The following is a 21,279-nucleotide window of genomic DNA, read 5'->3' as shown; positions in this document are numbered from 1 at the left end:
CGCATTAAGATGACAACTTAGCGAAGCTTGGAAGGGGAGAGGATGATATGGAATACGGTATGCGTGATGCATTTACGGTCAGGGATTTATTCGGTGTGCCTCATTTTGAGGATGCAGCGCTGCTTGGCGGAGATGCCGGGCTGGACGTGCCGATCAGCCGTGTCAACGTGATGGAAGTGCCGGACGTGGTCGATTGGGTCAGACCGGGTGAATTCCTGATGACGACCGGATATCCGTTCAAGGAGGATCCGAACGCCCTGGTTACGCTGATTGCCCAGCTGAAGCAGAAGGGTGTGGTTGCGCTTGGCATCAAGACGAAGCGGTTTCTGGATGCCGTACCCGAGGCGGCGATTCGGGCAGCTGATCAGTACGGTATTCCGCTCATTGAACTCCCCCCGGCTACGACCTTTTCCGATGTTGTTCGTGAAGTGATGGAGCGCGTGCTTGTTGCGGAATCGAGAGATTTATCGATTCTTCAGGGCCGCGTTCAACGCCTGTCCCACGTGCTGCTGCACGGGGATGGGCTTCCTGCATTTCTGAATCATCTACAGCTTATGATCAAGCATCCGGTCGCCCTGCTGGACCCCGAGAACCGCTGGACGGCTTCCCCTGCCGCCGAGGACTGGTGTGTTCAGATTAATGAGGAGGCATGGAGCGGTTTGAGGGGAGAGCCGATGGCAGAGACGCAGTTTCTGCGCATGGGAGAGCGCCAGCTCCGCGTTCATGTGACTGCGGTATCCGATGATGGCCCAAGATCCTTCCTGCTGCTTATCATCGAGGATGGCAGCAACTATGGGCCGGTGGATGCGCTCACTGTAACCTGGGCCGGGCGTCTGCTTGGCTTCGAGATCAGCAATATGCAGGCAAGAAAGACGATTGAAGCCAAATATTTCGACCAGTTTCTTCAGGACTGGATCAGCGGAAGGGTGGTCTCCTCTGTTGATCTGCGGCTGCGCGCAGAGGCCTGTGGATGGCCGCTGGAGCGCGGGGCTGCCTATGTGATTGGTGTCGCGGCGATGCGAAGCGTCAAAGCGGATGTCAAGAAGCTGCAAGCCATCGCCAAACGGCTAAATGATGAGAGTGCTCTGTACAAAAATGCGGTGAAATGGACGGTGCTGGAAGGGGCGCTTGTCGTTCTCCTTACCTTTCGTCACGAGCAAGGCGAAGCCGGGGTGCCGGAGCGGCTCATCCGCCAAGCATGGGATATGCTGCAGGCAGCGCTGCCCGGAGAAGCTGAGGCGCTGTGCCTGGGCCGGGAAGCTGTTGGTACCGGGGCTGTGCCTAACAGTTACAAGGATGCCAGACGCGCAGCCGAAGTTCGCAGCGTCTGCCGCCTAAGCGATACGGTGGTCCGCTTCGGCGATCTGGGCCTCTACCTGCTGCTCTACCGGCTTCAGGGAAGCGATGAACTTGAGGTATACAAGCGGATGTATCTGCAGCCGCTGCTGGAGCTGGACACGCGGCAAAGCGGAGCGCTGCTGTCTACGCTGCGGACATACTTCCAGTGCAACTGCAATGCGAAGGAAACGGCGGAGCGGATGTTCGTGCATTACAACACGGTCAACTACCGGCTCGAACGGATCCGCAGCGAGCTTGGACTGAGGCTGGATGATCCGGAGACGAAGCTGATGCTTCAGCTGGCGCTGAAGCTGGAAGAGATCCAGGAGCTGAATTAATGAAACAGCCATCGCAGCAGCTAACCATACAACGTGGCAGAATGCTGCGGGGGCTTGTGTCAAGAAATGCTTTATGTTCTGCATACGCAAAAAAAAGCCACTCCTTTACTAATGGCCGGGATAACCCGCGATTAAGCAAAGGAGGGCTTCTTTATTTATAACGGTATCATTCTGCGTTCAAGATGACGCTTCAATCCTTGGCAGCCAGCCGGAGCGCGGCAGCGGCTGGCCGCTGAAATGGTCAGCAATGGCGCTACTCGAACAGCTTCTTGAGATTCTCGCTGTATGGAGCCTGCACCATGCCTTTTTCGGTAATGATTGCCGTTACATATTCATTAGGCGTTACATCAAAGGCCGGGTTGTAGACCTTGACGCCATGAGGTGCAGTCCGCTTGCCAAAACCTTCGGTAATCTCTTCAGCCGGGCGTTCCTCGATCGGAATATCCGCACCGGTCTTGGTGTTCAGATCGATGGTAGACAGCGGGCAGGCCACATAGAACGGGATGCCGTGAGCCTTGGCCAGCACGGCCAGGCCGTAGGTGCCGATCTTGTTCGCGACATCACCGTTGGCCGCTACGCGATCCGTGCCGACGATGACAGCCTGCACCCAGCCCTTGGACATGACCATGGCTGCCATATTGTCGGCGAGCAGGGTGACGTCAATGCCGGCCTGCTGAAGCTCGAATGCCGTCAGGCGGGCGCCCTGGAGCACGGGTCTTGTCTCATCGGCGAACACCTTGATGTTCATGCCCTGCTCGTGGGCAAGGTACATCGGTGCAAGCGCGGTGCCGTACTTGGCCGTAGCCAGACCGCCCGCATTGCAGTGCGTAAGGATGCCCATGCCATCCTTGAACAGCGGCAGAGCGTTCTCTCCGATGCGGCGGCAGACGTCTTCGTCTTCCGCGCGAATCGCTTCAGCCTCTGCCAGAAGTGCAGCATTCAAGGCGGTGCGGTCCGATAGGGTCTCGGCCAGCTTCTCGGCAGTCAGCTTTATGCGGTCCAGAGCCCAGAACAGATTAACGGCTGTCGGTCGCGATGTAGCAAGGTAATCGCATGTGGTCCGCACCTGCTGCAGCCATTCGCCAGGCTGGTCTCCGGCATATTGAAGGCCTCCGAGCACGACGCCGAAGGCAGCGGCTATCCCGATTGCAGGAGCTCCCCTGACCTTCATGGAATGGATGCCTTCCCATACTTCCTCGGGGGTGTACAGCTTGAGATAAACGATGTCCTCAGGCAGCAGGCGCTGATCCAGCAGAATCAGATGGTCGCCGCCCCAGGAGACGGAGCTTAAAGGTTCATAGGTGTGGGTCTGGCCTGCAGATGTATAGCTCATATCGAAACCTCATTTCCTGATGCTTGTTTAACGAGTTCAATCACATCATCGATGGACTTGATACTGCGATGATGACGAACGAGATTTTTACCGATGGCCAGCGCCTTGCGCTGTGCCGCTTCCCTGGCGGTAGCGTCTGCAATGGTATCAATATCGATAACGTGGGACAAACCGACGATACGGCGGATCATTTTGCAGCCTGCATAGCCTGCGGCATCCTGCAGCACCTGCAGGACGTAATGATCCTGATACCCCGGCGTGCGGGACATTTCATCCAGCAGGTCTGCATTCCATAGCTGCCGGAAGTTCCGCTCATAATGGTTCCATACATCCTGCGACATCTGCACAAGCCGCTGCTCCCGGAGCTGCTGCGCTTTCGGATCGGCAGCCCAGCCCGGTGTGGCGGCGTAGTTCAATAGCAGATTGCCGATAACTGCCCCGATATCGAAGCCCATCGGGCCGAAGAAGGCAAACTCCGGATCGATCACCTTGGTGGACTCCGCCCTTACGAAGATGCTTCCGGTATGGAGATCCCCATGGAGAAGGGCTTGTCCTTGCGTGAGGAACTTGTGCCGCAGCAGCGTCACTTCAAAATGCAATTCGGTATCGCCGCGCAGCGCCTCGGCTTCATCTGCGATGCTGTCCGGGTAGCTGTTGTTCGGAGAATCCCGGTAAGGATCCTCGAAGATCAGATCCTCTGTAATCTTGCACAGATCCGGATTTATGAAGCGTCCGGCAAGCTCCTTCTTCTTCTGCTGGTTCATGCCGAGATCGGAAGTATAGAACAAGGTTCTGGCAAGGAATTCGCCGATATGCTCCGCAAACTTCGGATAGCTGTTTCCTTCAATCAGACCTTTGCGCATAATCGTATATTCGCTCAGATCCTCCATGATCGTGTATGCCATCTCGTCCGAATAACCGTACACTTCGGGAACGAGAGCCGGGCAGAGTGAATGCTCCATTTCGAGCGCCTCGCGTTCGATGCGAGCCCGGTCAAGCGATAGCGGCCAGGATTCACCGACGACTTTGGCATAAGGAACCGCCTGTTTAATAATGAGGCTGTGATCCGAATGCTTGGCGGTGACATGAAACACCAGATTCAAATTTCCATCGCCGATTTCCCGGCATTCAAGTTCGGCTTGATCCGGGAAACGGCCCGGTAAACTTTTGGCCAGCTGTATAGCTTCTTCCGCGGTGAGCGGATGATATGCAGACATAAACTGTCACCCCCAAATATGATAGAAGAAATTAAAGCCAACTTATGTGCTTGGTATTAGTAGTATAACGTTTTTTCGCGGTTTTTGTATATTTTTTTGGATATTGGCGAATGGATGCGCTTTGATTCGAAACATTGGCGAACGGGTATGCTATAATTAGACTCTCGGCATGTAAGGAACGATCAGGAAATAGACTTCGGGCGCCGGGAAGAATATCGTGAGCAATCCCTGGCCGCTGAACCTTCATTCTGCGAGTAGGGATGTACCACTTTATAAAAAGGAAGGGATAAACCATGGCGAAAGCTTCTTCGAACAAATCGGCAGGCAAAACCAAAAGCTCGGGAATTGAACAGCTGCTGAATCAGCAGGTGGCTAACTTGAACGTGCTGTATGTGAAGCTCCATCATTACCACTGGTACGTAACCGGTGAGCAGTTCTATGCTTTGCATGAGAAATTTGAGGAATTGTATAATGAGGTCACGCTGAAAATGGACGAGGTTGCTGAGCGCATGCTGGCCCTGAAAGCCAAACCGGCTTCCACGATGAAGGACTATCTGGACCTTGCGACCGTTCAGGAAGCGTCCGGCAAAGAGGATGCCCGCAAAATGGTGCAAACGCTGATCGAGGACTTTGCTACGGTGGCGGAAGAGCTGCAGGAAGGCATCGATATGGCGGAAGAAGCCGGAGATGCTCCGACTGCAGATATGTTAACAGGATTTAAAGCAGACTTTGAAAAGCATATGTGGATGCTTCGTTCATTCTTGGGGTAAGCTCCAAGGGAGAGCAATCCTGCTGCCTGATCACAGGCCTGGCCGGGGACGGTCAGGTCTGTTTCTCTTATTTCGCAAAGTCCGCCGCCTGCCCTGTTAGCGGCTTGTCCGGTTGAAATACGTCACTTTTTATTATAAAATGGCTTGAGAATCAGTGAGAATCAGTTTAGAATAATTACAAACAAGTAATTGTTCTATATGGATGAAATCAGGGCGTCCAATCCTGTTATCATAATTGAGGACACACTATACTAACTATTCGACGGAGGGAATCGAACATGTCAACAAAGTTTGTCATTGAAGGATTGAAAGCAACAATCGAAGGGAAAGAGATTTTGAAAGGAATCGACCTGGAGATTAAAGGCGGAGAAGTTCATGCGGTTATGGGACCGAACGGTACTGGTAAAAGTACGCTGGCATCCGCGCTTATGGGACATCCAAAATATGAAGTAACTGACGGCAGTGTAACGCTGAATGGCGAAGACGTACTCGACATGGAAGTGGATGAGCGCGCTCGCGCTGGCCTGTTCCTGGCAATGCAATATCCGAGCGAGATCGCCGGTGTGACAAATTCCGACTTCCTGCGCAGTGCAATCAACGCACGCCGCGGCGAAGGCAACGAAATTTCCCTCATTAAGTTTATCCGCCAGATGGAGACCAAGATGAAGGAACTGGAGATGAACCCGGAGTTCGCTCACCGTTACCTTAATGAAGGCTTCTCCGGCGGTGAGAAGAAGCGGAACGAAATTCTGCAAATGCTGATGCTGGATCCGAAAATTGTCGTACTGGACGAAATCGACTCCGGTCTGGATATCGACGCACTGAGAATCGTAGCTAACGGTGTGAATGCGATGAAATCCGAAGAACGCGGTTTTCTGATTATTACCCACTATCAGCGGTTGCTTAACTATATTACACCAGATTATGTGCACGTCATGATGCAAGGACGCATCGTGAAGTCCGGCGGTCCTGAGCTGGCTGAGCGTCTGGAAGCGGACGGATACGACTGGATCAAGGAAGAGCTGGGCATTACAGACGAAACTGTAGGACAAGAAGCGTAAATAGACGGGAGGAGGAAACGATATGACTACACAAACCATTCTTCCGGTCAACGCTGAAGCTTTGAAAGCTTTGTCCGCAAGCAAGCAGGAGCCAGCATGGCTTACTGAGAGCAGACTGGAATCGCTTGAGCTGGCCGGACAGCTTGAGCTGCCGAAGCTGGAGAAGCAACGCATCGAGAAATGGGCGATTAACAGCTACGGTCAATTCAAGGAGGGCGCTTCACTTGCTTCGCTTGACGATCTGCCGGAGCATGTTGCGAAGCTGGTGGCAGGCTCCAGAGAAGGCGGCCTGGTCATTCAGCGCAACTCGGGTGCGGTTCATGCGAGCCTCTCGCCAGAGCTGGCCGCGAAAGGCGTCATTTTCACAGATCTTCAGACGGCGGTCAGAGAGCATGCTGATCTGGTGAAACCGTATCTGCATCAAGCTGTGAAGCGTGACGAGCACAGCATGGCTGCACTGCATGCCGCGCTCTGGAACGGCGGAGTGTTTCTGTATGTGCCTAAAAATGTCGAGGTGGATGCACCGCTTCAGGCCATCTTCCTCGTTGATGATGCGGAAGCAACGTTTGCGCCGCATGTGCTCGTTGTAGCCGAAGCGAACAGCCAGGTTACGTACGTGGACAACTATGTTTCGGATTCGCTGTCTGCGCCTATCACACACAACGGAGCGGTTGAGGTATTTGTCAAGAACGGAGCGAAGGTCCGTTACGCGACCGTTCACCAGCTGGCTGAAGGTGCAACTGATGTGACATTCCGTCGCGCTGTGATCGACAACGACGCCTCCATCGAATGGATCGTTGGCGAGATGAACGACGGCGATACCGCGAGCGATACGATGAGCATTCTGAAAGGGAACGGCTCCACTTCGGATGCCAAAGTCATCGCAGTAGGTTCCGGTTCTCAGAAGATTAACTATACAACACAGGCGAAGCATTTCGGAAAAAGCTCCGCTTCTCAGATGATTACCCGTGCCGTCATGAGGGAAGAAGCCCAGGCGATCATTAACGGGATCACCAAAATCGAGAAGGGCGCTACGAAAGCTGACGGTCAGCAGACCGAACGCGTGCTCATGCTGAGCCCGAAAGCGCGCGGTGACGCCAACCCGATCCTGCTCATTGATGAGGATGATGTGACGGCAGGACACGCGGCTTCTGTCGGTCAGGTTAACCAGGAGCAAATCCACTACCTGATGTCGCGCGGCATTTCCCGCCGTGTTGCAGAATCGCTGATCATCTACGGCTTCCTGGCTCCGGTTGTCAGCGAAATTCCGCTTGAAGGTCTCCGTGACCAGCTTCAAGGGCTTGTTGAAAGGAAGCTGGGACAATGATACCTTCATCCGTCCGTGAATGGTTCCCGATCCTTCATCAGGAGATCAACGGACATCCGCTGGTGTATCTCGATAACGCCGCGACTTCCCAGAAGCCGCGGCAGGTTATCGATGCGGTCAAGCGCTATTATGAGTGGGAGAACTCGAATGTGCACCGCGGCGTACACACGCTGGGCAGCCGTGCAACGGATGCCTATGAAGGGGCCCGGGAGAAGGTCGCCCGTTTTATTAATGCCGAAAGCGCTGAGCAGATTATTTTCAATCGAGGGACTACGGTTGGCTTGAATTTGGTCGCCTCGTCCTACGCACGCTCGGTTTGTGGTCCAGGCGATGAAATCGTCTTGACCGAAATGGAGCATCACAGCAATCTCATTCCGTGGCAGCAGGCCGCGCTCGCGACTGGCGCCACACTGAAATATATCCCGCTTCAACCGGACGGAACGATCCGGGTAGAAGATGTGGAACAGACGGTTACTGACCGGACGAAGCTCGTGGCGATCGCCTATGTGTCCAATGTGATGGGCGTTGTTCATCCCGTGAAGCAGATTGCCGAGATTGCGCATCGTCATGGAGCGGTGATCGTGGTTGACGGAGCGCAGAGCACTCCGCATATGAAGGTGGATGTGCAGGAGCTTGGAATTGATTTTTATGCCTTTTCCGGGCATAAGATGTGTGCTCCAACCGGCATCGGTGCACTGTACGGGAAGAAGGAGCTGCTGAATCGCATGGAGCCGATTGAATTCGGCGGCGAGATGATTAACGATGTCGGTTTGTATGAGTCCAATTGGAAGGAGCTCCCTTGGAAGTTTGAGGGAGGCACGCCGATTATCGCAGGTGCTGTTGGCCTGGGAGCTGCCATTGATTTCCTTGAAGAGATCGGTCTGGATGCGATCGAACAGCATGAGACGAAGCTGGCGGCATATGCGATGAACCGCTTGTCCGAAATCGAAGGGATTCGGCTGCACGGCCCGCGCGAGCGGAAGGTGGGTCTCGTTACTTTTAACCTCGGAGATGTTCATCCGCATGATGTCGCTACGGTACTGGATGCGCAAGGTATCGCTATTCGGGCAGGACACCACTGCTGTCAGCCGCTGATGCGCTGGCTCAAGGAAAGTTCTACAGCACGGGCCAGCTTTTATCTGTATAATACAGAAGAGGACATCGATCGATTAGTGAGCGCCTTAATCCAGACAAAGGAGTATTTTGGCGATGCAACTTGACGATTTATATAGACGTGTCATAATGGATCATTATAAAAATCCGCGAAATCGCGGGAAATTTGAAGACGATGCCGTTACGGTGGATCTGAACAATCCGACCTGCGGCGACCGGATCTCCTTGCAGCTGAAGATTGATCATGGCGTGGTGAGCGATGCCATGTACACAGGCGAAGGATGCTCCATCAGCATGTCGTCGGCTTCGATGATGACAGACGCCGTCAAAGGCAAATCTCTCGGAGAAGCGCTTGAGCTTGCATCCCGATTCTCTGCTCTGATGCAGGGGGAACCTGTGGAGTTTGAAGAATATGAGGATATTGAAGCCCTATCCGGTGTAAATAAGTTTCCTGCGCGCATCAAGTGTGCAACACTGGCGTGGAACGCACTGCGAAAAGGAATTGAATCAGAGCAGTAATATTACGATAGGGAGGTAAGATTAGTGGCTAAAAAAGCACCTGAATTGGAAGAGTATAAATATGGTTTCCGTGACGAGCATAAGGCTGTGTTCCAGACCGGCAAAGGCTTGACACGGGAAGTTGTCACTGAAATTTCCCGCATTAAGGGAGAACCTGAATGGATGCTGGACTTCCGTCTGAAGTCGCTTGAACAGTTTGAGAAAATGGCGGTTCCGCGTTGGGGCGGCGATCTCGACGAGCTGGACTTCAATGACATCCAGTATTATGTAAGACCTTCTGAGAAGCAAGGAAAGACTTGGGAGGAAGTGCCTGCCGAAATTAAGGAAACCTTTGATAAACTGGGGATTCCTGAAGCCGAGCAGAAGTTCCTGGCGGGTGTATCCGCGCAGTATGAATCCGAGGTTGTTTACCACAACATGCAGAAGGATCTTGAGGATCAGGGCGTTATCTTCATGGATACCGACACCGCGCTGAAAGAGCATCCTGAAATCTTCAGAGAGTACTTCGCAACTGTGGTACCGCCAGCAGACAACAAGTTTGCGGCACTGAACAGTGCAGTATGGTCCGGCGGCAGCTTCATCTATGTTCCTAAAGGTGTGAAATGTGAAATTCCGCTTCAGGCGTATTTCCGCATTAACTCCGAGAACATGGGACAATTCGAGCGTACCCTGATCATCGCTGACGAAGACAGCTTTGTGCACTATGTAGAGGGCTGTACCGCTCCAATCTACAGCACGAACTCGCTTCACAGCGCGGTCGTTGAGATTATCTGTAAGAAAAATGCCCGCGTTCGTTACACCACCATCCAGAACTGGGCGCCAAACATTTACAACCTGGTAACCAAGCGCGCAGTTGCTGAAGAGAATGCAACGATGGAATGGGTCGATGGCAACATCGGTTCGAAGCTGACGATGAAATATCCTGCGGTAGTACTGAAGGGCCGCGGGGCGAAAGGAAGCGTACTGTCCATCGCTGTTGCGGGCAAAGGCCAGCATCAGGATGCAGGGGCGAAAATGATTCACCTGGCTCCGGACACAACGTCTACGATCGTATCGAAATCGATCAGTAAGCATGGCGGTAAAGTAACTTATCGCGGACTTGCTTCCTTCGGACGCAATGCGGAAGGCGCGAAAGCGAACATCAAGTGTGACACGTTGATTCTGGATAACGAGTCGACCTCGGATACCATTCCGTACAACGAGATCAAGAATGACAACATTACGCTTGAGCATGAGGCCACCGTATCCAAGGTGTCAGAGGATCAATTGTTCTATCTCATGAGCCGTGGTCTGAGCGAAGCAGAAGCGACGCAAATGATCGTTATGGGCTTTATCGAGCCGTTCACGAAAGAACTGCCGATGGAATATGCGGTTGAGATGAACCGTCTCATCAAGTTTGAGATGGAAGGCTCCATCGGTTAAGTTCTGCTGGTGCCAACCGATGTTAAATGACAGAAGGCGAACTTCACAGTTCGCCTTCTTTTTTTATTCCACCACCTGTGCGGATACAGTTTCTGCGATATTTTCCTAAAGTGTAACTAAGTAAGCGCTGCATTATACATACATAGCTGGTCCTCGCGTGCCGTAGATTTCCTATGAGGGATACGTGGGGGATTAAAGGGGATGATGACTCCGGATGAGTGGCTTATACGATATAAAAAAGCATCCCGTCACATCATGCATGTACGGGATGCTTTAGCCTGGGGGCCGGTTGATATAAGAAACGGATAATAGCCAGCACGAAATGAAGTCACCGCAGATCAGCCTAACCTTAAATTTGCAAAATGTCCCTGATAGCGGTTTCGTCTTCGGACTCCCTGGATAAATCAATGAATCGCGATCCAACCTGAACCAGCGGGCGGAAATAGTTGGACGGATTATTCATCACAATCGTTCCCTGTTCGCCTGTTGTGAGCAGCACCTTTTTGCCAATGAAATTCGGCAGCATCTGCTCAATAAACGCATGAGTCGGCTTGGCACTAAGCTTTCCGAAGCTTAGGCGGTGTAATTCACGCAGCGCGGTAAGCATGGACTGTCTTGACTGATAGACCCGTGTGGTCGTCATAGCGCTGTACACGTCGGCAACGGCACAAATTTGCGAGTAAGGGTGGATCTCATCTTCGTACAGGCGCTGGGGATACCCCGAGCCGTCCATACGCTCATGATGCTGAAGTGCAGCGAGCGCAATGGCTTCGTTATCGGTCGATTCTCTGATCAACTCATAGCCGTAGACCGTATGAAGCTTCACCGTTTCGAATTCTTCCTTTGTCAGCTTGCCGGGCTTCTCCAAGATTTCTTTCGGAATTTTGCATTTGCCGATATCGTGAAGATAACCGGCTTTGCCGATGTCATAGGCTTCCTCTTCGGAGTAGCCGAGCCAGGTGGCAATATAATAGGAGAGCATGCCAACCTGGATGGAATGTCTGTAGGTATAATCATCATCGCTATTAAACATCAGCAGAAGAGAGACGGCATCTTTATGCTTGCTAATGGTATGAGCCAGAGGCCGGAAGGATTCCTCAGCCACGACTTCATCAAAGCTGCCAGTCTGCAGAGCCTCTGAGAACAATGCTTCGCATCCCTCGAATGCCAATTCATATTGAGATGTCACCTTGTCGACCAGATCCTGAGACTCTGATGGAGCTTCATAAGCGATGCTGGATTGTTCCTCCCGCGGTGCAATTTCAATGAAATCGATATTATGCTGTAACAGCTTCGCTATATCTTGTGTACGAAGGGCGGTTCCTTTTCGTAGAATATGTACACCATGACTGTTGAAAGCATCCTGCTCTATTTGATCGCCTGGTATCAGATCCGAGACATGAACTTTCAAAATGACAGCACCTCTTACCTCATTAAATTAATTGTTAAATCAATGTAATTAAACTCATATTAGCAAGTAAAAGATGGATTTTCAACGTAAAACGTAACCAATTATCTAATTTGATGGGTCCCAAGTCCCTGTCTGCGCACCTTTCCACTCCGAACCGTCGTCCCAGATCTCACGTTTCCATATCGGAACCGTGCGTTTCAGTTCCTCAATAGCGTAGCGGCTGGCCTCATAGCAATCGGCCCGATGTGGCGAAGAAACCGCGATAACTACGCTGATTTCGCCGATGCCAACCGTTCCGATCCGGTGCGAAATGGCACATAAGCTTGGCGGCCACTTCTTTGCAATATTTTGACGTATTTTGTCGAGTTCCTTAAGAGCCATCGGAATATAGGCGTCGTATTCCAGCGTCACCGTTCTTCTCTCTCCTGTTAATTCTCGAGTCGTGCCTACAAAAGACAAGGAAGCGCCATGGTCGGGATGCAGCACCTTGGAAAGTGTGTCTTCTACGGAGAGACTTTCGCTGGTAATCAAGCACATGCCATCCTCAGTCGCCATCGTGCTTGCACCAGCTCGATCTCCAAGGCCATCCCCGCCGGATACCGGCGGAATCAGCGCAACTTCATCCCCTTCATGGATCAGAAGGTCCGCCGGGGCATATTCTTGATTGACAGCGACAAAAGAGGCGGCAATCAGGGAGGCGGCGTCAGGATATGCCTCGCTCAGCAGCTGCTTCAGCTCACCGGCGGACACGGGCAATTGCGGGATGTTCATAGTGATCGAGGAGGAGCCGATGCGATCGGCCAGTCCTGCGAATAGGAATACATGCAAGGGAGTTGTCATTGTTGTTTCACCTCTGATTTCTTATGGGCTCAATATACCATAATCTCCGTTAAAATGTTATGCTAAAAGGACGAAAAAACGCTGAACGACGATAGAGAGGGGGCCGTCATCTTGCAAGCGGAAAGCGGCAGACAGAAGCTTACGATTCTGCATACGAACGATATCCACAGTCACTTTGAAACGATGAGCAGTGTGGCGGCGATCATTTCCCGGGAAAAAGAGGCAGCCGGACAGGAGCATGTTCTCGTCCTCGATGTTGGCGATCATATGGATCGTGCAGCTGCGGAAACGGAGGGCACGATGGGGCAGGCCAATGTGGATGTGCTTAACCTGACGGGATACGATGCCATCACCATCGGCAACAACGAAGGTCTGACCATTCCTCCGGAAACGCTTGGCACCATTTATGCCGGGCTTCAATGCCCTGTTGTATGCTGCAATATTCTCGAAACGGGGACAGGGACCCCTCCACCTTGGATGAAACCGTATATTCTCCTTGAGAAAGGCGGAATAACGATCGGCATCATTGGCGCCACCGCCGCTTTCTCCGGCTTTTACCAGCTGCTTGGCTGGGATGCCTTGGAGCCAGAGCAGGCCATCGCTGAACAGGTCAGGGAGCTGCGGGACAAGACAGATCTCATTATCGTATTATCTCATTTGGGATTAACCATAGATAAGCGCCTTGCGGAGAATGTGGACGGCATCGATGTAATTCTCGGCGGTCATACCCATCATGTGCTGGAAGAGCCGCTGATCATCGAGCGTACGGCCGTCTGCGCCGCTGGAAAATTCGGAGCCTATGTCGGGAAAATTGTCCTCGAGCGGAAGACACGCTCTGAACCGTTTGACTGTAAGGAAGGCCGTCTGCTGTCGGTGACCCACGAGCTGCTGGAGCCGGAGGTCGAACATGCCATTATCCGCCATCGCCAGCGGGCTGAGGAGACGCTGTCCGAGACGATCGCTGTCACAGCCCGTGATCTTCCGATCCATTATGAGCGGGAATCTCCGTTTGCGAACCTGCTGGCTCAGGCGGTACGCCGCCATACGGGGGCTCAGCTGTCGGTTGTCAATGCCGGTCAATTGCTCGGTCCCTTGCCCGGAGGGGAGATCAGCACGGGCATGCTGCATGCGCTGTGCCCGTCTCCCATTAACCCGTGCATCATTAAATTGTCAGGCTCCGATCTCGTGCAGGCGCTGGAGGAGAGCTTGCTGGAGGAATTCAGCGGGAAGAAGATTTTCGGATTCGGATTCCGCGGCTACATTTTGGGTGCATTGGCCGTTGACGGCATGGAGATCCGGTATGATGCCAGCGCCGAGCCTTATCGCAAAATCTCGAAAATCACCGTCCAGGGCGAGCCGCTCGACCGGAGCAGGGAATACACGGTAGGCACTCTGGATATGTTCACGTTTAAGGTCGGCTATGAGACGCTTTCTCATGGCCAGGATACGGTATACATGCTGCCGGAGTTCATCAGGGACCTGCTGCGCGATGAGCTGTCCCGTCCCGGCGCACTGGAGCAAACGCTGATTCCGCGCTGGCTTGATTGATCCTGAAGCGGCGGATGAGCCTACCCGATCCCATGACTAACTTCCATTGTCCAAGCATACATATAGGAGGACAAAGGTGAAGGAAGGGGATCGATATGGATTTTATAACCTCCATCATTCTAGGGATCGTAGAGGGATTAACGGAGTTTATCCCGGTGTCCTCGACAGGACACATGATATTGACAACGAAGCTGCTCGGATATGACGATCAGACACCGGTCATGAAAACGTTCGAGGTCGTGATACAGCTAGGGGCCATTCTTGCCATTGCGCTCGTCTATTGGCGCCGGATTCTGGATCTGCTCGGCTGGACGCGGGTTGAGCCGCTGTCCAAGCGCTCGCCGAAGAAGAAAAGACTGGATCTGCTGCATGTCTTTCTCGGCATTGCACCCGCGCTTGTTGTAGCATTTTTTGCGAGAGATTTCATCAAAAGCCTGTTTCACGTCCAGACCGTATTATATGCGCTTGTGGCCGGAGGCATTTTTATGATATTTTCCGAATGGTACAATAAACATAAAGCGCAGATCACGGCGCATGAGCTGGATGATCTCAGCTACAAGCAGGCCTTGATGATCGGTCTTTATCAGATTATATCGGTGTTTTGGCCCGGGTTCTCCCGTTCCGGTTCCACGATTGCCGGAGGGATGCTGAGCGGGGTCAGCTACCGGGCATCCGCGGACTTTTCGTTCCTGATCGCCATTCCGATCATGTGCGCGGCATCAGGATATGAGCTTTTGGATTCATACAGGTATTTAAGTTCCGATGTGCTGGGCGTGTTTGCGGTCGGGTTTATCGTTTCTTTTGTTGTGGCCTATTTCGTAGTGCTTGTCTTTATGAGACTGATTCAAAGGATCCGGTTAACTCATTTTGCGATTTACCGATTTGTTCTTGCCGCACTGTTCTGGCTCTTTATTATGCATTAAATCCTGTTCTCCTTCACAGGCAGCAGGATGAGTTTTACCTTACGGAATGCTTCTTCCATTTGGATAAATGGTTTAGGCTCCCATTCATTGAATGACTGCAGAGGAAGTGACGGTTTGCGTCTTATACCTGTTAAATTACTGAGCCCGGGAATGATTCTTGCGAGAAATATATACAACAGTGACGGTTTGGTGCTGCTTGCGGAGGGTGTAAAGCTGTCGGAGGGAATGATTCGCCGCCTGCAAGGGATGGACCTCGGATACGTATACATCAAGGACAAGCTGACGGAGGATATCGTCATCCCTGAGCTGGTCTCGGAAGAGACGCGGCTCAAAGCGATCCGCTCGATCCAGTCCAGCTTCAGAAATCTGGAGAGCCAGAGCCATTTGAAAGGGAGCTTTCTTCATTTGGGAAAAACCTTTGGCGGACTGATGGATTCGATTATGGATGAAATCGCAAGCCATCAAGAATCGATGGTGCTGCTGACCGACATGCATACGAATGATTACAATTTGTACCGCCACTCCTTGAATGTGTGCCTATATACGATGGTGCTCGGCATCTCGTATGGTTACAGCAAGGATGAATTGAAGGTGCTGGGGCTGGGGGCGCTGCTGCATGACATCGGCAAGACGAGAACGCCGCCTGAGCTGCTTAACCGCCCCGGCGCTTTAAGCAAGGAAGAGTTCCGCGAGATCCAGCGGCATACCGAGATCGGCTTTAAAATATTGAAGGATGAACCGAACATTCCTCTCCTGTCGGCCCATTGCGCCCTGCAGCATCATGAGCGGCTGGATGGCAGCGGGTACCCGCGGGGGCTGAAGGGTGACGATATCCATGATTATGCCAAGTGGATCGGCATCGTCGATTCCTATGATGCCATGGTATCCAGGCGGGTATATAAGCCGGCGATGCTTCCACATGAAGCGGTGGAGGTCATGTATACCGGTTCAGGCACGCTCTACGAGCAGCCGTTTCTTGCCTTGTTTCGGGACAGGGTGGCGATCTATCCTGTCGGCCTGACGGTGAGGCTTCACACAGGGGAGACCGGGGTGGTATCCCGGATTCATCCTCATGTTCCTCATCGGCCTGTGGTGCGAATTTTGACGGATTCTGAAGGACAGCCGGTGACTCCGCCATATGAGCTGGACTTGTCGGAAAGTCTGACGAAGATGATCGCCGGTATTGGAGACAACCAGACACAATCGATATAACTGCAAGGAGGTTAGACCGTGAAGCATAATGGCCGTGACTCAAAGCTCTACATATGGGGGCGAATGGTGTTCCGCTTTCGCCGAGCCATTGCTGCGGTATGGCTGATTCTGTTTCTGGCGCTGCTTCCGCTCGCGTTCAAGCTGCCTGCATTGCTGCAGCACAACGGTTTTACCTCCGAAAGTTCCCCTTCCCAGATCGCCATTACGAAGCTTGAGGAGGGCCTGGACCTATCCTCGGCCATTCTCGATATCGTCATTGTCAGCAACAATGGCGACAATTTGACGACAGGGACGGCCCAGCGGCGGCTGATGGACGAGCTTGCGCCGTTTGCGTCCAGCTCCTATGTCAGATCCATGTACTGGAATTTGGCGACGCATGATGCCGGAGAGAATCATATCGTTTCAGCGAAAGTATATTTGGATATGGAAGCATCGGAGGCGCTTGCCCAGTACGAGACGATCCGCAGTGCGATTCCGGACATTCCGGGCGCCGATGTCTATGTGACAGGCAGCACCGCGGTGTTTGCGGATATGAACGAGGCGATCAAGAGTGATATTATCCGCGCCGAACTGATCGGCATCCCGGCAGCGCTTATCATCCTGCTGCTGGTGTTCCGGAATGTGACCGCCGCACTCTTGCCGCTCATCGTCGGCGTGACGAGCGTGATTGTGACAATGGGCGCCCTTTATTTCCCGGCCCTGGTGGATGGCACCATCAGCAATTTCCTGCCGAATGTTGTCACCATGCTCGGGCTTGCTGTCGGCATTGATTATGCGCTGCTGGTCGTCAGCCGGTTCCGGGAAGAGATCGACCGCGGCGCTGACCCGGCTCACGCCGTCGGGATCGTCTGTGCCACTGCGGGAAAAGCGGTCATATTTTCCGGGACGGCCGTGCTGATCGGATTTGTGGCCATGGGTTTTATCGACCTGCCGATCTTTCGTTCCTTCAGCATCGGAGGCATTACCGTTGTACTGGTGTCGGTGCTGGCTGCGAATACGCTTCTGCTGGGGCTGCTCGGCATGCTGGGCAGGCGAATCCATGCGCTGCCCGTCCTGCCTGCACGCAAGCGCGGAGCGGGCGCTTCGTCCGGCCTGTGGAATACAATCGCCGGCTTTGTGATGGCGCGTCCTGTAAGTGTATCGATTGCCGTCATCCTGGTGCTGCTGGGGGCCATGCTGCCATTGAAAAATTTGAGCTTGACGATTCCCGATGCCGAGGTGCTGCCACCGGCTTATGAATCCCGTTACGGGCAAGAGCTGCTGATGCAGGCCTATAACAGCCGCGAGCTCGGTCCGATCATGATTGCTGTCGAGCTGCCCGCACCCTATGATGATCCCAGCAGCATCGAGCTGCTGAAGACCTATATGGATGAAGTGAGACAGCTCCCTGACGCAAGACGTGTCGAAAGCTATCTCAGCATCGGGCGCGGGTCGATGGATGAAGTCATGCGTCTCCTTGCGCAGGCGGATATCCGGGAGCAGCTGGAGCAGTACCGGGTGGTGCGCGGCAATATGGCCATTGTGGCGGTCGTTCCGGAGCATGGAGAGCTGCACCCGTCAACGACAGAGCTGGTTGAAGCCCTTCGGGGGATCGAGATGGACGGCTTGTCCACCTACGTTACCGGTAATCCCGCTTATAAATACGATATCATACAAACGATCAGCCGTGATTCTCTAGCCGTGCTGGTATTCGTGTTTCTGGCTACCTATATCATATTGTGTGTTGCTTTCCGGTCCACTCTCCTTCCGCTCAAAGCGAGCCTGATGAACGTGCTTAGTCTGGGCGCAGGCCTGGGCGTGGTCGCCTGGGTATTTCAGGAGGGCGTTGGCGCTGAGTGGCTGGGGGTAACGTATACCGGATCGCTGTTTGCGCTGCTGCCGATTCTTATCTTCTGCGTGGTATTCGGGATCTCGATGGATTATGAGGTGATGCTGCTGTCGCGGATCATGGAAAGCTATGTGCGGACCGGGGACAATGACCGGAGCACGATTGAAGGCCTGGAGAACACCGGCGGGTTGATTACGGGAGCAGCGCTCATTCTGTCCGTGGTCGTAGGCGCCTTCCTGTTCACAGACAACGAGGTCATGAAAGCGATCGGACTCGGCTTGACGGCCGCTGTCCTGCTCGACGCTACTTTGATTCGGATTTTGCTCGTTCCGGCCTTTATGAAGCTGTTGGGCCGGGCCAACTGGTGGAGCCCCGGATGGATGTTTGCTTCCCGGAAGCGAGTGAAGTCATCGATCGACCCATCGATGCCGGACCAAGACAGCCGGGATCTGGATCGAAAAACGTGATCGAAGTGGCAGTACGGCTTCAACCGGGTATGTTATAATCATACGATGGATATGATCAAACCGTAGGCGCAAATATCATTTGTGCTGATTGAAATCGGTAATTCAAAGAAATAAGGTGAAAATACATGAGTTATACGGCACGTCCTGTACAGTCCAGCCTCATCCCGCTCTCTCCGAGCTACGATCCCTGGGATCCAATCACTTCACTGCGCGAGCATGGCAGACATGTGCTGACAAGCGTGGAGATGACGGTGACCCATCTGTGCAATATGCGCTGCGAGCATTGTGCGGTGGGCGATATGCTCGTCATGAAGGAGGCGCCGATGCTTCCGCTGGATATGATGCTGAAGCGGCTGGATGAAGTGGAGCATTTGCAGACGATCAGTCTGACCGGCGGGGAACCGGCGTTTCTGGGAAAAACGGTGGACAACGTCATCGTGCCCCTGCTTAAATATGCCCGGGAGCGTGGGATCCGGACCCAGATCAACTCCAATCTGACGCTCGATCTGGGAAGATACGAGAAGATGCTGCCCTATCTTGATGTGATGCATATATCATTCAACTATTTAAACGGGGACGATTTCTATGAAGTGGGCTTCAAGAACAGCCCGCACCCCGTTCCGAAAGAGGCAGCCTACCGTCTGTATGAGACGATGATCCGCAATGCGGAACAACTGAGTGCGGCCGGGATGTTTATTTCCGCCGAATCCATGATCAATTACCGCACCCATACGAAGCTGGATGGCATCCACCGCCTCATCGACCAAATGGGCTGCAAGCGCCATGAGGTGCATCCGATGTATGCTTCGAACTTTGCATCCACGCTGCCGGTGCTGCCGCTGGCTGATATGAAAGCGGCGATCCATCGTTTGCTGGATGCCCGCAATCCGGACATATGGATGCTGTTCGGCACGCTCCCGTTCTTTGCCTGCAGCTCGGATGACAGCGACCTGGATCTGATCCGCCGCTTGTGGAAAGAGCCCAATGTGACCGTCCGTAACGATCCTGACGGCCGCAACCGGGTCAATGTGAATCTGTTCTCCGGGGACGTATATGTGACGGATTTTGCAGACATTCCTCCATTTGGTAATATTAAAGAACAGAGGCTGGATGACATCTTTGCCTCGTGGTTAACCGGCCATCCGCTGAACCAGACGGTCAACTGTCATTGCGATGCGGCGAATTGCTGCGGACCTAATCTGCTGGTAGCGGATATGTATTATCAGGGCGTAGACTTTAAATCGAGGACAGCGATGACGAACTAGAATCCGGAAAGAAGGCGTACCACCATGGAATTTGAGGTCGGGAAACTGATTTTGAATTTATTCTTGGTATTTATGCTTGTCCTGTTGAATGGCGTATTTGTGGCTGCTGAGTTTTCCCTCGTCAAGATGCGTCAGTCCCGATTGACCCAGCTTGTGAGCGAGGGCAACCTGCTGGCGGGCTTCGCTCTTAAAGTGAACCGCAAGCTGGATGCCTATTTGTCGGCAACGCAGCTCGGGATTACGCTCACCTCGCTCGGGCTTGGCTGGATCGGGGAGCCGGCGATTTCCCGACTGCTGATCGCACCGCTCATGCACAGCATGGGTTACACTGACGGGCGGCTCATTACAACGATTTCCGTTGTGGTCGGCTTCTGTATCATTACCTTTCTGCATATTGTGTTAGGAGAGCTTGCTCCCAAGTCGCTGGCCATTCAGAGAACGGAGCGAACAGCCCTTCTGCTGTCGGCTCCGCTCCTATGGTTCTATCGTTTGTTTCTTCCGGTCATCTGGCTGCTCAACGTATCGGCCAACGGGGTGCTGCGACTGCTGCGCGTAAGGCCGGTATCGGAAGCCGAGGGTGCGCATTCCGAGGAAGAAATCCGAATCTTGATGAGCGAGAGCGCGAAGAGCGGGGTGATTGATCAGAACGAAATGAAGCTGATGGACAACCTGTTTGATTTTGCCGATCTGCGCGCAAGGGAGATTATGCTTCCCCGGACGGATGTAGACTGTCTGTTCACGAATGATTCCGTGGAGGAGAATCTACGCATCATCAGCAAGACGAAGCATTCCCGTTATCCCGTTGCTACGGACAATAAGGACCGGATTATCGGATTTGTGCACATCACTGATTTCCTGCTTGCTTCGCCAGAGAAGCAAGGGGATCTGGCCTCGATTGTCAGGCCGATTCTGGACGTGCCGGGGACGATGGAGATCAGCCAGGTGCTTCGGTTGATGCAGGACCGGCATGAACAGATGGCCCTTGTGGTGGACGAATACGGAGGAACCGCAGGCATTCTGACCGTCGAGAAGATCGTTGAGGAGATCGTCGGGGATCTTCATGATGAGTTTGAAGACGAACGGCCAGAGATCGAAATCTATGACGACTATTATTCTGTCAACGGCCGGATGCTGATTGAAGAAGTGAACGATTTGACCGGTGTGGTCATCGAGGAAGAGACCGTGGACTCCATCGGAGGATGGCTGTTCAGAGAGCTTGAAGGCAAGCCGGTTATCGGAAGACAGCTCACCTATAACGGAACGACTTTTGAGGTTGAGGAAGCTACAGACCTTAGGGTAATCCGCGTCATGATTCACCGTAAGCCGCAAGAAAGCTTGGAGTAGGAT

At 53.1% G+C, this 21,279-nt stretch carries 17 protein-coding genes; 13 read left to right on the top strand and 4 right to left on the bottom strand.

The features are described 5' to 3' along the window. Positions 1–47 precede the first annotated feature (47 nt). Entirely contained in the window at positions 48–1,676 is a 1,629-nt protein-coding gene (locus tag CHH75_RS20865) for a PucR family transcriptional regulator (RefSeq protein WP_095399090.1), read from the top strand. Positions 1,677–1,929: 253 nt separating this feature from the next. On the opposite strand, the gene mtnA is transcribed toward CHH75_RS20865, so the two are convergent. Together mtnA and mtnK are read right to left on the bottom strand one after the other, a co-directional pair. After that, complete coding sequence (mtnA, locus tag CHH75_RS20860; RefSeq protein ID WP_095399089.1) at positions 1,930–3,009, bottom strand: S-methyl-5-thioribose-1-phosphate isomerase; 1,080 nt, start codon at positions 3,007–3,009, stop codon at positions 1,930–1,932. Beyond that, positions 3,006–4,226, bottom strand: coding sequence for an S-methyl-5-thioribose kinase (mtnK, locus tag CHH75_RS20855; protein WP_095399088.1), 1,221 nt, complete (start codon positions 4,224–4,226; stop codon positions 3,006–3,008). The genes mtnA and mtnK overlap by 4 nt, the downstream gene beginning before the upstream one ends. A gap of 293 nt (positions 4,227–4,519) precedes the next feature. On the opposite strand from mtnK, the gene CHH75_RS20850 reads away from it, so the two are divergent. From CHH75_RS20850 to sufB, 6 genes are all read left to right on the top strand, one after another. Next, a complete protein-coding gene (locus CHH75_RS20850) occupies positions 4,520–4,996 on the top strand; it encodes a Dps family protein (protein WP_095267237.1) in 477 nt (158 codons plus the stop codon). A 278-nt stretch (positions 4,997–5,274) separates the two neighbouring features. Beyond that, entirely contained in the window at positions 5,275–6,057 is a 783-nt protein-coding gene (gene sufC, locus CHH75_RS20845) for a Fe-S cluster assembly ATPase SufC (protein WP_095267238.1), read from the top strand. Between the two features lie 22 nt (positions 6,058–6,079). Then, complete coding sequence (sufD, locus tag CHH75_RS20840) at positions 6,080–7,384, top strand: Fe-S cluster assembly protein SufD (RefSeq protein ID WP_095267239.1); 1,305 nt, start codon at positions 6,080–6,082, stop codon at positions 7,382–7,384. Then, positions 7,381–8,604 (top strand): cysteine desulfurase, encoded by a 1,224-nt coding sequence (locus tag CHH75_RS20835; protein ID WP_141235872.1) that lies wholly within the window; start codon positions 7,381–7,383, stop codon positions 8,602–8,604. Before sufD ends, CHH75_RS20835 begins: the two co-directional genes overlap by 4 nt. Beyond that, complete coding sequence (sufU, locus tag CHH75_RS20830) at positions 8,594–9,016, top strand: Fe-S cluster assembly sulfur transfer protein SufU (protein ID WP_095267240.1); 423 nt, start codon at positions 8,594–8,596, stop codon at positions 9,014–9,016. The genes CHH75_RS20835 and sufU overlap by 11 nt, the downstream gene beginning before the upstream one ends. 24 nt (positions 9,017–9,040) lie before the next feature. Next, positions 9,041–10,438 carry a Fe-S cluster assembly protein SufB gene (sufB, locus tag CHH75_RS20825; protein WP_095267241.1) on the top strand — a complete coding sequence of 466 codons (1,398 nt, stop codon included), beginning with the start codon at positions 9,041–9,043 and terminating at the stop codon, positions 10,436–10,438. A gap of 349 nt (positions 10,439–10,787) precedes the next feature. Here sufB and CHH75_RS20820 read toward each other — a convergent pair whose 3' ends face one another. Together CHH75_RS20820 and moaD are read right to left on the bottom strand one after the other, a co-directional pair. Further along, complete coding sequence (locus CHH75_RS20820) at positions 10,788–11,849, bottom strand: HD-GYP domain-containing protein (RefSeq protein WP_095267242.1); 1,062 nt, start codon at positions 11,847–11,849, stop codon at positions 10,788–10,790. 105 nt (positions 11,850–11,954) lie between these two features. Beyond that, on the bottom strand, positions 11,955–12,689 hold the full coding sequence (moaD, locus tag CHH75_RS20815; protein WP_095399087.1) for a molybdopterin converting factor subunit 1: 735 nt from the start codon (positions 12,687–12,689) through the stop codon (positions 11,955–11,957). A gap of 111 nt (positions 12,690–12,800) precedes the next feature. On the opposite strand from moaD, the gene CHH75_RS20810 reads away from it, so the two are divergent. The 6 genes from CHH75_RS20810 to CHH75_RS20785 all read left to right on the top strand — a co-directional run bounded on the left by CHH75_RS20810 (position 12,801) and on the right by CHH75_RS20785 (position 21,276). Continuing rightward, the gene (locus CHH75_RS20810) at positions 12,801–14,237 is read left to right on the top strand and encodes a bifunctional metallophosphatase/5'-nucleotidase (RefSeq protein ID WP_095399086.1); all 1,437 of its coding nucleotides are present in this window, start codon (positions 12,801–12,803) and stop codon (positions 14,235–14,237) included. Between the two features lie 95 nt (positions 14,238–14,332). Beyond that, complete coding sequence (locus CHH75_RS20805; protein ID WP_095267245.1) at positions 14,333–15,160, top strand: undecaprenyl-diphosphate phosphatase; 828 nt, start codon at positions 14,333–14,335, stop codon at positions 15,158–15,160. A gap of 114 nt (positions 15,161–15,274) precedes the next feature. Then, positions 15,275–16,372 (top strand): HD-GYP domain-containing protein, encoded by a 1,098-nt coding sequence (locus CHH75_RS20800; RefSeq protein WP_095267246.1) that lies wholly within the window; start codon positions 15,275–15,277, stop codon positions 16,370–16,372. A gap of 18 nt (positions 16,373–16,390) precedes the next feature. After that, positions 16,391–18,667, top strand: coding sequence for an MMPL family transporter (locus CHH75_RS20795; protein ID WP_095399085.1), 2,277 nt, complete (start codon positions 16,391–16,393; stop codon positions 18,665–18,667). Between the two features lie 125 nt (positions 18,668–18,792). Further along, positions 18,793–19,932 (top strand): radical SAM/CxCxxxxC motif protein YfkAB, encoded by a 1,140-nt coding sequence (gene yfkAB / locus CHH75_RS20790; protein WP_095399084.1) that lies wholly within the window; start codon positions 18,793–18,795, stop codon positions 19,930–19,932. A gap of 24 nt (positions 19,933–19,956) precedes the next feature. Beyond that, on the top strand, positions 19,957–21,276 hold the full coding sequence (locus CHH75_RS20785; RefSeq protein WP_095267249.1) for a hemolysin family protein: 1,320 nt from the start codon (positions 19,957–19,959) through the stop codon (positions 21,274–21,276). Positions 21,277–21,279 lie beyond the last annotated feature (3 nt).

The sequence above is a fragment of the Paenibacillus sp. 7541 genome (assembly GCF_002276395.1).
Taxonomy (GTDB): Bacteria; Bacillota; Bacilli; order Paenibacillales; family Paenibacillaceae; genus Paenibacillus_AQ; species Paenibacillus_AQ campinasensis.
The sequence above is the reverse complement of the archived record's forward strand: the minus strand, read 5'-3'. Positions and strand labels throughout refer to the sequence as shown.